At 72.5% G+C, this 523-nt stretch carries 1 protein-coding gene; it reads right to left on the bottom strand.

Features of this window, described 5'->3' with window-relative positions; translation table 11 throughout:
- Positions 1-523: NrfD/PsrC family molybdoenzyme membrane anchor subunit (nrfD, locus tag B8460_RS11235; protein WP_048861688.1), on the bottom strand; the 523-nt coding region annotated here is incomplete at both ends.

Here is a 523-nt window from a genome sequence, read left to right on the forward strand (position 1 = left end):
GTCGCGGCCACGCGGCTCGCGCCACGCGCGTTCCACGGCGCGGTCGCGCATCACCGCCAGATCCGGCAGCAGCCCGGCATACCAGAGGCAGACCGCCACCCCGAGATAGCTGACGATGTCGATCGCGTCCCAGAACAGCGGGCTGCGCACCTGCGGCCACAGCAGGAAGGTGTTGAAATACGGCAGGTTCCAATAGAAGAACCAGGGCCTGCCGAGATGGATGACCGGATAGAGCCCGGCGGCGCAGGCCGCCAGCACGGCGATCGTCTCGCTGATGCGGCGCAGCGCCGCGCCGCCGGCGCGGTCGGACAGCACCAGCACCGCCGCGACCAGCAGCGCGCCGCAGGCGACGCCGATCCACCAGTCGTAGCCGACGATGTCGAGCGCCCAGGTGACGGGGATGTTGTTGCCCCAGACGCCCACGCCCTCGATCAGCAGCCAGAGCACGGCGACGGCCAGCACCAGCGTCAGCAGCGCGGCGGCGCCGAGCGCCAGCCACCAGCGCCCGGCCCGCCCGGCGCCC

The sequence above is a fragment of the Acidisphaera rubrifaciens HS-AP3 genome (genome assembly GCF_000964365.1).
Taxonomy (GTDB): Bacteria; Pseudomonadota; Alphaproteobacteria; order Acetobacterales; family Acetobacteraceae; genus Acidisphaera; species Acidisphaera rubrifaciens.